Below are 12,339 nucleotides of genomic sequence, written 5' to 3' on the forward strand. Positions count from 1 at the left end.
ACCGAGGCGACGGCTTCATCCGGGGCGCGTTTCCCCGATCCGACCCAGCTCCACCCGGTCGTCGCGTCGGGGCCGGCATCCAGCCAGAAGACGTCGTCCGAGCGCTGCTCCCAGACCGCGAAGACCGCTTCGGGGTCCGCCCACTCGGAGACCTCCACCGTCGTCGATGCCGTCACGTCCTCCAGGCTAGGGGGGATGCCGGCGATCTAGGCTCGAGGGTGTGAACGAGATCCTCACCTGGCTGCTCGACACGGTGCAGTCCGTCGATCCGGCGATCCGCACCATCGTCGCGGGGATCGCCATCATGCTCGAGACGAGCGTGCTGATCGGACTGGTCGTCCCCGGCGACACCATCGTCATCGTCGCGGGCACAGCAGTGGCGTCGATCGGCGAGGGGATCCTCCTGGGTGTCGTGGTCGTCGTCGGGGCACTCGCCGGGGAGACCATCGGCTTCTTCCTGGGGAGGTGGCTCGGCCCGGCGATCCGCCGGTCCCGGCTCGGTCGCCGTATCGGCGAAGAGAACTGGGTCCGTTCCGAGCGCTACCTCCGACGTCGCGGGGGGCCGGCGATCTTCCTCTCCCGATTCCTTCCGGTCCTGCATTCGCTCGTCCCCCTCACCGTGGGGATGAGCGGGTATCCCTACCGCCGCTTCCTCGCCTGGACGGTGCCGGCGTGCACGATCTGGGCGTTCCTCTACGTCGGTGTCGCCGCCGCTGCCGCCGGCACGTACCGCGAACTCGCCGACCGGATCCACTTCGCGGGATACCTCTTCGTCGGAGTGATCCTCGTCTTCCTCATCCTGGTGTTCGTGTCGAAGAAGATCATCGCGCGGGTCGAGCGCAAGCACCTCGATACGGGGGACGACGGCTCGGAGGCGTCCGCGACGCCGCGCGAGGGCATGGAAGACTGAAGCGATGGCTTCGCGCGCCCCCCGCCCCGATCGTCCCAAGATCCTCTGGCTCGCCCGATGGGAGTACCGCTTCCACGCGTGGCGCGAGCGGCGTGCGCGTGCACGCGGACTCACCCCGACCGTGACCCCGTTCCCCGGCTACGGCGGCGAGGACTGGGTCCGTGTGCTCGGGCGGGTCCTCATCGTTCCGCCGCGAGCGGGCGGCCGGGCGCGGCGCTCCGGCGGCTGGGAGAGCGTGCGGGGGTGGCGGAGTTTCGTCGCCGTCCCTGTCGGCTACGCGCAGGTCACCGTCCGGATCGGGGATCGCACGCACGAGGTGGTGGCCGATCGCGGCGGCGTCATCGACACGCGACTGCCCGCATCGCTCCCCGCCGGATGGCAGAACGTGGAGGTCACGGTCGAGGGCGGCGACCCGATCCCCCTGCGCGTGTTCGTGGTGAGCGCGGACACGCGCTTCGGTGTGGTGTCGGATGTCGATGACACGGTGATGGTGACCGCGCTCCCCCGCCCTTTCATCGCCGCGTGGAATTCCTTCGTCCTCGACGAGCACGCCCGTCAGCCCGTGCCGGGGATGGCGGTGATGATGGAGCGGGTCGTCCGCGAGCATCCCGGATGCCCGGTCATCTATCTGTCCACGGGGGCGTGGAACGTCGCGCCGACGCTGAACCGCTTCCTCCGCCGACACCTGTTCCCGCCGGGGTCGCTCCTCCTGACGGATTGGGGCCCGACGCACGACCGGTGGTTCCGCAGCGGAATGGCTCACAAGCTCGCCAACCTCCGCCGCTTGGCCGAGGAGTTCCCCGACGTCCGGTGGCTCCTGGTCGGAGATGACGGCCAGCACGACAATGAGATCTACACGACCTTCACGGACGAGCATCCCGAGAACGTCGCGGCGGTGGCGATCCGCAAGCTCTCCCCGGCCGAAGCCGTCCTCGCCGGCGGACGCACCGCGGTCAACGACCATGCCGCGGCGGAGGTGCCGTGGGTGAGTGAATCCGACGGCGCGGGTCTTCTCGACCGTCTCCGCGAGGTGGGGATCGTCTCACGCTGATCGACGTCGGCCCCCGCGCGTAGGCTTTCCGGCATGTGCGGTCGATTCGTCGTGGCCCGAGCGGGTGAAGAGCTGGTGTCGGTGCTCCGTGCGGACGTGATCGCCGATGACCTCCCTGCCCCGTCGTTCAACATCGCGCCGACCGATCGTGCGGCGATCGTGCTCGACTCGGTGAAATCCGAACCACCGCTGCGCCGGGTCGAGGCCGCGCGGTGGGGGCTGGTGCCGGGCTGGGCGAAGGACCTCTCGATCGGCGCGCGTGCGTTCAACGCCCGGGCGGAGGAGGTCGAGCAGAAGCCCATGTTCCGCAACGCCCTCGTCTCCCGCCGGGCGATCGTGCCGTGCACGGGGTGGTACGAGTGGAAGACGGGCCCGGCGGGCAAGGTCCCCCACTACCTCCACGCCGCCGACGACGCCCCGATCTTCCTCGCGGGACTGTACGAGTGGTGGCGGGATCCCGGTCGCGCCGACGAGGATCCGGCCCGCTGGGTGCTGAGCTTCACCATCCTCACCCGGAGCTCCGTCGGTGCGCTCGCGGACATCCACGACCGTATGCCGCTGATGGTCGACGCCGATCATGCCGACGCATGGCTGGACCCTTCGACGGAGAACGTCGGCGACGTCCTCGACGCCGCTATGGATGCCGCGCCGAGTATGGTGCACACTCTCGACGATCGCGTGATCGGGAGCGCTGTCGGGAACGTGCGCAACAACGGTCCCGAGCTCATCCAGCCGGCCCCGGACGCCGCATGAGCCTCCTCGCGGTCGACGGCGGCGCGTTCGTGTCGCTCGCGCCGGAAGAGTGGCGCGACCTCGAACGCCGCCATCATGAGCGTGCGGACGCGATGACGCGGACGCACCGGGACCGTGCAGCCCGGGGCGAGCGGCATCCCGTGATGGACTTCCTCTTCCGCTATTACGGCTACAAGCCCGCGCTGCTGCGCCGCTGGCATCCGGGCGCGGGTGTCGTCCTCCGGGACGCCGGAGACACCGGGCGATCGTCGTGGCGGTGGTATCGCCGCGCCGACTCCACGGAGGACCTCGTGGTGGACGTGGACTCTTTCCGGAACGAGAAGGCCGCGCTCATCGGCGGCATCCACGCGCTCCTCGTCGCCACGGCGAGGCGGCGACCGCGGTTCGGCTGCTTCGGATTGCACGAGTGGGCCATGGTCTACCGCTCCCCCGACATCCGGCACGACATCCCGCTCCGGCTGGGTCGGGCGGCGACCGACGCGGTCGTCGAGTCGAGCGACCTGGCCTGCACGCACTTCGACGCCTACCGGTTCTTCACACCGGCGGCCGCGCCGAGAAATCCCCTCCCGCTGACGCGCGACACCCAGCTCGACACCGAACAGCCGGGATGCCTCCACGCCGGGATGGACCTCTACAAGTGGGCCGTCAAACTCGGGCCGCTGGTCCCGGGCGAGCTTCTGCTCGACTGCTTCGAGCTGGCCTGCGACATCCGCGAGGTCGACATGCGGGCCTCCCCCTACGATCTGACCGACTGGGGCTACGCAGCGATCGCCATCGAGACGGCCGCGGGAAAGGCCGAGTACGGGCGACGTCAGCGGATCTTCACGGAGCTAGGCGCGGGCCTGAGGGCGCGCCTCGTCGAGATCGCTGCGTCTCCCGCATCGACGCCCGCTTAGGGGATCGCCGTGCATTCCGTGCAGGGCATGAGCGTGTCGCCCTGCGCGGCGGTGGAGAGGCGCAGCGCCATCACCCGGGTGGCGGCCTCTTCGAGCCGACCTGAGGACAGGGTTCCCTCCTCCACCGCGGCGGTGATGCCGGCCACCATCGCCGGCGCCGTATCGGCTGTGGTGAACATCACTGACAGCACCATGTCGTTCCCCGCCGCAAGCGCGGACACCGCGTTGGCGACCGGGTCGTCGTATGCGGCGATGCCGGAGGCCTGGAGCATCCCGAGGTCGTCGGTGATCGCGACACCGGTGAATCCGAGGTCGTCCCGCAGGATGTCGTGCCATGCGGAGGAGAGGGACGCCGGTGCGGTATCGACATCGGTGTAGGCGAGGTGGCCGAGCATGACCAGCGGCACGCCGGCCTCGATGGCCGCGCGGAACGGCGCACCGTCACGCGTCTCCCACTCTGCACGCGTCATGTCGGTGGTCGGGATCCCCTGATGGGAATCCCCGGGGGCGGCTCCGTGCCCGGGGAAGTGCTTCGCGGTGGACAGCACGAGACCCGCTTCGCCCCGGACGGCGGCACGGACGTGATCCGCGGCGGACTGCGGTGTTGCGCCGAGCGCACGCGCATAGATGAACATGGAGGGGTCGTCGGTCACATCGGCGACGACGCCGAAGTTCACGGTCGCCCCCGCGCGAGCGACGAGGGAGGCTCGGGCGGCGAACGCGGTGCCCGCGTCGTCGACCGGGGCGTTCTTCAGAGTCCGCGCGGAGGCATTGTCGTCCCACGAAAGGCGGGAGACGTCGCCGCCCTCCTGGTCGATGCCGATGAGCGGTGGGAGCTCCGGATCGACCTGCAACGCCGAGGTGACGGCGCGCAGCTCGCCCTCCGACGCGGAGATGTTCGCGCCCATCAGGATGAACCCCCCGATGCCCGTTTCGCGCATGTACTGCTCGAGGACGGCCGGGTCCGTCGTCGGCAGGTGCCCCATCACGACGCTCGCCGCGCGCTCGGCGGTGTTCATCCGTGACACGAGCGCCTCGGCGTGCGCCGCGAGCTCATCCGATCTCCCCGCGACGGCGACGCCGCGCGCCCCCGTCGTCTCGGTGACGTCCGGCGGGTCCTCCGCGGCATGTACGGAGCTGAGGGAGCCCAGCACGATGCTCGCGGCGAGGAAGAGCCCGACGGCGCCCGCGCGTATCGGTGACGGCATCCTTCCAGCGTACGCGCGCCGCCTCACGCCCGCTCGGTGTCCACCGATACCGCCGTCGCGATCGCGATCTGAGCGTCGGGGTCCAACGGCGCCCGGGTCACGAGGTCGTGGATGAAGGAGAGCTTCCGGCGGACAGGAGCCACCAGGGTGAAGGGGTACAGGTCGCCGTGCCCCATGGACCGGTTCGTCCGGTTGAGGGCCTGCGCGATCCACTCCCAGTCATCGAGCAGGCGTTGGACCGACTCGTTCCGATACGAGGCCTGGGGGACGACGTCCGTGTCGCGGAAGGTCGTCGCCTCGGCATCCAGGTGGATACCGAGGCTCGCCGCCGTCTGGAGCGTGCCGGTGATGTGGAGGTAGTGCGCGAAGGTCTCTGCGAAGTCCTCCCAGGGGTGCATCGTCGCGTACTCCGAGATGAACGATTCGTGCCAGTTCTCGGGGGCGCCGAGCCGGTAGTGCCGGTCGAGGGCATCGCGGTAGCTGGACCGTTCATCGCCGAACAGGTCGCGGCAGGCCCACCACGCGCGGTCGTCGGTGAGGAGGACGTTCTGGTAGTAGTGTCCGGACTCGTGCCTGAGGTGTCCGAGCATCGTCCGGTACGGCTCGCCCAGACGAATCCTCAGCGCCTCGCGCCGATCATCGAGACTCTCGGCGAGATCCAGGGTGATGATGCCGTTCGCGTGCCCGATCGTCACCGGTCTGCCGTCAGTGAGGCTGGAGAGCAGGTCGAAACCCAGTCCCCCCTCTTTCGCGTGCCACGGCGCGATCGGGAGCCCCAGGTCGGACAGTTGGAGGAGGAGTCTCCGCTTGGCTTCCTCCGTGCGCGCCAGCTTGTCCAGGGCCACGGTGTCGTCGGACTCCGGTCGCCGGCGGGTGAGGCGGCACGACAGGCACCGTCCTGCCGGCGCATCCTCGCTCACCAGCCAATTGCAGGCCCACTCCCGGTTCGAGCACGCGTACCACTGGGTGCCGTCGATCACCACGCGGCCGTGACGGATGCCGTGGAACTGACGGGTGAGGACGTGATACCCGAGCTCGCCCTCGCACCGAGGACAGATCAGGGTGTCGAGGTAGACGAACCCGCGACAGTGCGGGCAGCGCGGCTGCGTGGTGATCACGTGCTCACCGTAGTGGACGGACGCCGCGATCATCTCGCTTGCAGGAACGCAAATCCCCCCGGTGTTCCCGGGGGGATCATCTGGTGGACCTGAGGGGACTCGAACCCCTGACCCCCTGCATGCCATGCAGGTGCGCTACCAGCTGCGCCACAGGCCCGGAGCGCTCAGGCATGTCCCCAAAACCCCGGAAGATCAGCCTTCGGCTTCACTCCGGTGGTGGTGAGTGCCAGCATACGCGAGTGTCCCTCGAAGGTTCTGTACCAGCTTCGAAGTCTCTCGACGCTTCTGAACTGTCGAGTAAGTGACGACAACTCAAATGCCCGTTCCAACTTCGACACTGCGTTGGCGCGATCGATCATCCCGTGAGAGGGGCGGCGCCGGTCGGTCTGACGATCACCACTTTGTGCCGCGCTCGTGTGATCGCTACCCGCAGGAGTCGGCGAGTCGCCAAGTGCGGGGCTTCTTCCCGCTCCGCGAAAAACACGCTTCGGTGATGCCCCTCCACAATCACCACGCCGTCGAACTCCTTGCCCTTGGACTTGTGCATGGCGGTCGGACGGGTCAGAGCCCACAAGCCACACCGCTGTGACTCGGTCCGACCCGCGGATGTCGGCTGAAAGGGACCAGGCCTCACGAAAGTTCGCGCGCGCCCAGTCGATAGTCTCAACCAGGCTGGCGCCCTCCATCTCATACACTGCGACCGCGCCATCGCCATTCAGATGGCCCCACACGCGGAACACCGCGTCATGGATCTCCTCCGTGACATCCCGCTCATCAATCAAAGTTGCGCGCATGGGTTCAGGCTATGACGTCCAGAGATGCTGAGCAGCCTTAGTGAGCTCTAGACAAGTCCTATTGCACCTGATCAGATGAGCGTTCTCGGTTTGACGAGCCGTCAGAATCTCACGTCGACCGGTGGATACAGGCTTAGCGTCAAGCCCGATGCGTCGCGTTTCCTGCGGGCAGTGCTCCCTGCTCTCGCGGCGTGCGGTTTCCAATCCGTCGGATGACGGCCTTGGCACCTTCCATCACCACGAAAACGCCGACGGCCAGGCCAGCTGTCAGTGCCCAACTGTGGAAACCGATGGGGGTTGAGTCGAACCAGTCGTTCATGAACGGCGCGTAGGTGAACATGATCTGCAGAGCCATCAGCAGGCCGGCCGAGATCCACAGGTTGCGGTTCCCGGTAAGTACCCGAACAGTGAACGCGGAACCGTTGAGCAGACGGCAGTTCAAAAGGAAAGCGAGCTGGCCGAGGGCGAGCATCAGGACTGCGGACGTCTGCGCCACGGCGTAATCGCCGGTGCGGTCGCGCTCGAGAAGGTAAACGACGAAGGTCGCGACGCCGATGACGACCGAGGCGGTGAGGACGACGGCGATCGCCCGCGACGACAGGACCTGCTCCGTCGCTGAGCGCGGCATGCGCCGCATGATGCCTGGCTCTGCGGGCTCTCTCGCCAAGGTCAACGACAACGTGAGCGCGGTGACCAAGTTGATCCAAAGGATTTGCACCGGGGAAAGCGGCAGAGCAATCCCCGCCAGGACCGCAGCGATGATCACAAGGGCCTGCGCGCCGTTGGTTGGCAACAGGAAGACTACGGACTTGCGGATGTTGTCATAGATCCGCCGGCCTTCCTCGACAGCGCGTTCGATAGTCGCGAAGTTGTCGTCGGCGAGAACGATGTCCGCCGCTTCCTTGGTCGCTTCGGTTCCCTTGATGCCCATGGCCACGCCAACGTCCGCGAGCGTGATCGAAGGGGCGTCGTTGACGCCGTCGCCGGTCATGGCGACGACCTCGCCGTGAGACTGCAGGGCGCGCACGATCCGCAGCTTGTGCTCCGGGGAGGTACGAGCGTAAACGTCCACGTCACGTACGACCCGGCGGAGTTCGTCGTCGTCCATCGCTTGGAGGTCGGCGCCGGTCAGGGCGAGAACTTCGCCCTCCGCTGGGGCGATGCCCAGCTCACGGGCGATCGCCGTCGCAGTCCCGCGGTGGTCGCCGGTGATCATCTTCACGCGGATACCTGCAGCGTGGGCCTCGGCGATCGCCGCAGTTGCCTCGGGGCGTGGTGGGTCGACGATGCCGATGATGCCGAGGAAAGTCAGGCCGCCATCGAGGTCGCCCAGCACGATATTGTCGACACCGTCGGCCGGGCGTGTGGCTGCGGCCAGCACGCGCAGTCCTTTGGCCGAGAGTGCGTCGATCCGCTCCTCCCACGCCGCCCGGTTGAGCGGTGCGGTGCCGCCGTCGGCAGAGCGCTCGGTGTCGGCTCGGTCGAGAAGGCGGTCCGGGGCGCCGACCACGTGGACGAATCGGGTCACGCCGTCGGGGGTTGAGCCGGTCGGGAGCTCGTCGAGGGTGGCTGCGAACTTGTGGGTTGACTCGAACGGCACCGCGCCGACGCGGGTCACGGCGCCGGTGGCTGCGCCGGCTTTCGCCGCCAGGACGTCGAGGGCTCCCTCGGTCGGCACGCCGACAACCCGCCAGCGGTCTTCCGTCTGTTCGACATGGGCGTCGTTGGTGAGACCGGCGGCCAGCACGAGATCGGAGAGGTCGGGGTGGACGGCGAGGTCGGCGGTCTGGCCGTCGGAGTTGACGACCCGACCCACGGGGTCATAGCCGGTGCCCTCGACTGTGTATGTGCTTACTGCCGTGACGACCGTCCGGGCGGTCATCTCGTTCTGAGTGAGCGTCCCAGTCTTGTCAGAGCAGATGGTCGTCGTGGAGCCGAGGGTCTCAACCGCCTCCATCTTGCGTGTGATTGCGTGGCGTTTAGCCATCTGCTGCACGCCGAGCGCTAGCGTGATCGTCACCAGGGCGGGCAGTCCCTCTGGCACCGCAGCCACGGCGAACCCGATGGCCGCCGAGATGAGCTCATCAACATCCAGGCCGTGCACGAACCAGCCGATGAGCAACATGACAACGGCGAGCACGCCGATGAGGATCGACAGCTGCTTACCCAGGTGGGCGAGCTGTCGGGCGAGCGGGGTGTCCATCTGGTCCTGCTCGGACACGAGCACCGAGATACGGCCGATCTCAGTGTCCCGCCCCGTAGCCACCACCACGCCCTCGCCGTTGCCCGCCGTGACGATCGTCCCTGAGAAGAGCATCGACGTTCGGTCCCCGATGCCCGCATCCGCAGCCACGATCTCATCGCTCTTGTCGGCGGCCACCGACTCGCCTGTCAACGCAGACTCGTCGACCTGCAGCCGCCCGGAGGTTAACAGCCGGACGTCCGCCGGCACCCGGTCGCCGCTACGAACGCGGACGACGTCACCGACGACGATGGTCGCGGAGTCGACCACTCCCCAGGTCCCGTCGCGCCGTACCTGCGCGCTCAACGACTGCATCTTGCGCAATCCCGCGAGCGCCGACGCCGCACGACCTTCCTGGATGAAGCCGATCAGCCCAGTAGCCACGATCACAACAGCGATCACGGTGAAGTCGACCCAGTCACCCCTAATCGCCTTCAGCACGGCCGCCACGATGAGGATGTAGATCAAAACGTCAGCGTAGTGGGCCAGCAGACGCTTGAAGACGGACGGCTCGGGCGGAGTCGGCAATTCGTTGCGACCGTCGCGCGCGAGACGGGATTCGGACTCGCCTTCCGTCAGGCCTTCTGGCCCGCTAGCGACAGCGCGCAACACCTCCCCCCCAGTGATGGCCCAGGACGCTGCGGGCGCCTCGGCGCGGGAGCGGTCGGTCTCAGAAATATTCATCTGGCGTGCTCCTTGGCAGGGTGCGGTTACGCATGATCGCCCGTCCAGCGCACGCTGCGCTACCGCAGTGAGCGAGCGACTGCACTGCTGTCGGCCTCCAGCTCATTTTTGCTTTGTGACCTGTGCGCCGCCGACGCGATTGCAATCCTCTGATTGTAGACACCCGTTTCGATAGTCACAATGCGTCCGTCAGAGGCAATTCGGTGCGTCACGCAAAGAAGCGTGCTGGAGTGCAACGAGGTCGTCGCCAGCGCTCTGAATCCGGCGTTGCGGGCTTCCCGAGTGCATACGCACTTCGATCCGGTCTCGCGCGCCGCCAGCTCGGAACGCCGTCATCCTTGCGCGAGGTTGAGAAGTGAAGTCGCTGAACCCGTCGGTGGGCGGCGTCACTTTTTTGGCGGGTGAAACCGTGACGGGGTGCACTCCTCGGCGGGCGCGTGGTGTCGGTCAGAAGGGGAGGACGAGGGGCACCATGAACACGCTGACGAGGAGGACGACGATGGTGAAGGGTGCTCCGACTTTGAAGAAGTCGAGAAAGCTGTAGCGGCCGGGTTCGACCACGAGGGTGTTCACCGGCGAAGACACGGGTGTCATGAACGCGGCGGAAGCCGCCAGAGCGACAACCATCGCGAACGGATAGGGCGAGACCCCCAGCTGTGTCGCGATGCCGATCGCAATCGGACCCATCAGCACGGCCGTCGCAGTGTTCGACACGAAGAGCCCGATGACGGCGGTCAGCACGAAGACGCCGCCAAGCAGGATCGTTGGGTTCGCGTCGCCGAGCCCGCCGAGCAGGCCATCGACGACGAGGTCCACGCCGCCGGTGCGCTGAAGGGCGAGCGCGAACGGCAGCATTCCGACGATGAGCAGGATCGTCGGCCAGTGGATCGATCGGTAGGCGCTGGGCATGTTGACACAGCGGAAGAGCCCCATCAGCAGGCACGCGATGAGCGCGGCGATCACGTTGGGGACGATGCCTGTCATCATCAGCGCAACCATCACGAGCACCGCGCCGATCGCAAAGGGGGCCTGGTTGGCGGCGGGGGCCACTTCCTTCACTTCGGCCGGGAGGTCGAGCATGATGAAATCCTGGCGCTGCGCCTGGAGCCGGTGGATGGAATCCCAGCCGCCGGCGACGAGCAGTGTGTCGCCGGCGGCGAGGCGGATCACGGGGAATGCCGGCCCGGCGGCCTCGCGCCGATGACGAACGCCAAGCACGACGAGATCGTGCTTCTCCCGGAACCGGATGCTCCGCACGCTGAGGCCGCGCGCGGACGAGTCTGGCGCGATCATGACCTCGGCCATACCCACCTGACGTGAGTACGATTCGAAGAAGTCGGGTGTCAATGCCAGCTCTTCGAGCCGGAGACGACGTCTCTCCGCGCTGGGCACCTCCAGGTCCACCACCACGATGTCGCCCTCCGTGAGGATCGTGTCGTCGTCGGAGGTGCGTACGGTCTTACGCCAAAGGCGGGTGCGCTCGAGCACCAGGACGCCGACCATCGCACCACCGCCGAACTCGGCATCCGCCAGTCGTTGGCCGATCAGCGGCGACCCCGCATTGATTCGATAGCGGTGCGTACGGGCGTCCACACCGTAGTCGAGGATCAGGCTCCCGAAGGAGGTGCGCGAACCGGCATCCGCGATCGCCTCCGCGCCGAGGAACCGACGAGCGACCAGCATGTAGCCGATGCCCAGGGCGAGGATGACAAGCCCGAACGGGGTGGGGGCGAAGAAGCCGAAACCGCTCAGACCGTGCCGCCGCAGCTCAGCGTCGATCACTAGGTTCGGCGTCGTGGCGATCAGCGTAAGCATGCCACTGATGAGACCGGCGAAGCTGATCGGCATCAACAGCTGCCTGACCGAGATGCCCGTTCGGGATGCCACGCTCAACGCGACCGGAATGAAGATCGCGACGACGCCCGTCGAGCTCATCACCGCGCCGAGCAGCGCGACGCAGAGCATGAGCAGCACGATCACCCGCGTCGCACTCGCACCCGCCGTACGCGCCAGCCAATCCCCGAGCCGGTACGTGACCCCCGTGCGGGAGAGCCCCTCACCCACGACAAAGAGCGCGGCGATCAGCACGACGTTCGGATCGGCGAAACCCGCGAGAGTCTCCGGGACGGAGAGAATGCCGGTCAACGGCAGCGCGACGATCATCAATAGCGCAACCACATCCATGCGCGGCCGGCCGATCGCGAACATCACGATCGCCGCGATCAGAAGTGCGAGGACCACCGCCAGCTCCAGGTTCACGCCGTCCTCCCTCCCTCAGGAGACTCCTGAAGCGTACCCACCTTCGGCTGGCGATGATGATTCGGCTACCGTGCCAACGCCGCCGCACGGGTGATGGACATCCTGGCGCTGTAAGACGTCGCCGAACTCCTGCTGAAGCCGCTGTTCGGATCCCTGTCGGATCGGATCGGGGCCAAACCCGTGATCGTCGGCGGCCTCCTCGCGTTTGCGGGACTGTCGCCGTTCGGGCTTGGCGCTGACAACACCATCATGCTGGCGGTTGCACGACTGGGGGCAGGGCGCCGCCACCGCAGCGTTCTCGCCAGCGTCGTCTGCCACGGTTGCCCGCCTGGCCGGCGCTGGTCGCACGGGGCGCTACTTCGGTCGCTATGGGTCGTGGAAGAGCCTCGGCTACACGCTCGGACCATTGCTCGCTGGGCGACTA

At 67.5% G+C, this 12,339-nt stretch carries 9 protein-coding genes, 1 tRNA gene and 1 pseudogene; 5 read left to right on the top strand and 6 right to left on the bottom strand.

From position 1 onward, the window contains the following. Nucleotides 1–220 precede the first annotated feature (220 nt). From ABS64_RS14020 to ABS64_RS14035, 4 genes are read left to right on the top strand one after another with little or no spacing between them, the layout of a single operon-like run. The gene (locus ABS64_RS14020) at nucleotides 221–910 is read left to right on the top strand and encodes a DedA family protein (protein WP_292684327.1); all 690 of its coding nucleotides are present in this window, start codon (nucleotides 221–223) and stop codon (nucleotides 908–910) included. Between the two features lie 4 nt (nucleotides 911–914). Beyond that, the gene (locus ABS64_RS14025) at nucleotides 915–1,961 is read left to right on the top strand and encodes a phosphatase domain-containing protein (protein ID WP_292684329.1); all 1,047 of its coding nucleotides are present in this window, start codon (nucleotides 915–917) and stop codon (nucleotides 1,959–1,961) included. Between the two features lie 33 nt (nucleotides 1,962–1,994). Continuing rightward, on the top strand, nucleotides 1,995–2,714 hold the full coding sequence (locus tag ABS64_RS14030; protein ID WP_292684331.1) for an SOS response-associated peptidase: 720 nt from the start codon (nucleotides 1,995–1,997) through the stop codon (nucleotides 2,712–2,714). After that, the gene (locus ABS64_RS14035) at nucleotides 2,711–3,610 is read left to right on the top strand and encodes a hypothetical protein (RefSeq protein WP_053548607.1); all 900 of its coding nucleotides are present in this window, start codon (nucleotides 2,711–2,713) and stop codon (nucleotides 3,608–3,610) included. Before ABS64_RS14030 ends, ABS64_RS14035 begins: the two co-directional genes overlap by 4 nt. On the opposite strand, the gene ABS64_RS14040 is transcribed toward ABS64_RS14035, so the two are convergent. The 6 genes from ABS64_RS14040 to ABS64_RS14065 form a co-directional block, all read right to left on the bottom strand. After that, nucleotides 3,607–4,818: a glycoside hydrolase family 3 N-terminal domain-containing protein gene (locus tag ABS64_RS14040; RefSeq protein ID WP_292684336.1), complete on the bottom strand. Its 1,212-nt coding sequence runs from the start codon at nucleotides 4,816–4,818 to the stop codon at nucleotides 3,607–3,609. The genes ABS64_RS14035 and ABS64_RS14040 overlap by 4 nt on opposite strands. 23 nt (nucleotides 4,819–4,841) lie before the next feature. Next, nucleotides 4,842–5,936 carry a putative zinc-binding metallopeptidase gene (locus ABS64_RS14045; RefSeq protein WP_231718037.1) on the bottom strand — a complete coding sequence of 365 codons (1,095 nt, stop codon included), beginning with the start codon at nucleotides 5,934–5,936 and terminating at the stop codon, nucleotides 4,842–4,844. A gap of 81 nt (nucleotides 5,937–6,017) precedes the next feature. Then, nucleotides 6,018–6,093 (bottom strand) — tRNA-Ala (locus ABS64_RS14050). 198 nt (nucleotides 6,094–6,291) lie between these two features. Then, nucleotides 6,292–6,651 (bottom strand): ATP-binding domain-containing protein, encoded by a 360-nt coding sequence (locus tag ABS64_RS14730; protein WP_082334766.1) that lies wholly within the window; start codon nucleotides 6,649–6,651, stop codon nucleotides 6,292–6,294. A 218-nt stretch (nucleotides 6,652–6,869) separates the two neighbouring features. Beyond that, nucleotides 6,870–9,656, bottom strand: a complete 2,787-nt coding sequence (locus tag ABS64_RS14060) for an HAD-IC family P-type ATPase (RefSeq protein ID WP_292684342.1) — start codon at nucleotides 9,654–9,656, stop codon at nucleotides 6,870–6,872. Nucleotides 9,657–10,103: 447 nt separating this feature from the next. Then, the gene (locus ABS64_RS14065) at nucleotides 10,104–11,915 is read right to left on the bottom strand and encodes an SLC13 family permease (protein WP_210006376.1); all 1,812 of its coding nucleotides are present in this window, start codon (nucleotides 11,913–11,915) and stop codon (nucleotides 10,104–10,106) included. Nucleotides 11,916–12,017: 102 nt separating this feature from the next. Between ABS64_RS14065 and ABS64_RS14070 the strand changes: the two are divergent. Continuing rightward, nucleotides 12,018–12,339 (top strand): annotated as a pseudogene (locus tag ABS64_RS14070) (MFS transporter); the annotation flags it as partial.

Origin of the sequence: Microbacterium sp. SCN 69-37, from assembly GCF_001724435.1 — a bacterium.
GTDB lineage: Bacteria > Actinomycetota > Actinomycetes > Actinomycetales > Microbacteriaceae > Microbacterium > Microbacterium laevaniformans.

Coding starts and splice junctions, on each gene's coding strand:
- ABS64_RS14025 (WP_292684329.1), top strand. CDS start 915: ATGGCTTCGCGCGCCCCCCGCCCCGATCGTCCCAAGATCCTCTGGCTC.
- ABS64_RS14030 (WP_292684331.1), top strand. CDS start 1,995: ATGTGCGGTCGATTCGTCGTGGCCCGAGCGGGTGAAGAGCTGGTGTCG.
- ABS64_RS14035 (WP_053548607.1), top strand. CDS start 2,711: ATGAGCCTCCTCGCGGTCGACGGCGGCGCGTTCGTGTCGCTCGCGCCG.
- ABS64_RS14040 (WP_292684336.1), bottom strand. CDS start 4,818: ATGCCGTCACCGATACGCGCGGGCGCCGTCGGGCTCTTCCTCGCCGCG.
- ABS64_RS14730 (WP_082334766.1), bottom strand. CDS start 6,651: ATGGCGATGGCGCGGTCGCAGTGTATGAGATGGAGGGCGCCAGCCTGG.
- ABS64_RS14060 (WP_292684342.1), bottom strand. CDS start 9,656: ATGAATATTTCTGAGACCGACCGCTCCCGCGCCGAGGCGCCCGCAGCG.